Origin of the sequence: Yokenella regensburgei ATCC 49455 (assembly GCF_000735455.1) — a bacterium.
Taxonomy (GTDB): Bacteria; Pseudomonadota; Gammaproteobacteria; order Enterobacterales; family Enterobacteriaceae; genus Yokenella; species Yokenella regensburgei.
Map to the genome: position 1 here is coordinate 1 of NZ_JMPS01000103.1, position 280 is coordinate 280.

At 45.4% G+C, this 280-nt stretch carries 1 protein-coding gene; it reads left to right on the plus strand.

What is annotated here, in order from left to right:
* A partial coding sequence (locus GYRE_RS24145; RefSeq protein WP_156102672.1) for a family 1 glycosylhydrolase occupies positions 1-133 on the plus strand: 133 nt, incomplete at its 5' end.
* Positions 134-280: the final 147 nt, after the last annotated feature.

Below are 280 nucleotides of genomic sequence, written 5' to 3' on the forward strand. Positions count from 1 at the left end.
ACAGTACAGCAAGCGCTACGGTTTTATTTACGTTAACAAACACGACGACGGCACCGGCGATATGTCCCGCTCAAGGAAGAAGAGCTTTAACTGGTACAAAAACGTGATTGCCAGCAACGGCGAAAATCTCTGATTATTTGCCGGATGTGACGTGAAAACGTTATCCGGCAGAAAATGAATTATCTCCAAAAAATAAGGGCGCCGGAGCGCCCTTAATCAAACCGTAAACCAATGTGGTTACTCGTAATCGCTCATCGGTACACAAGAGCAGAACAGATTA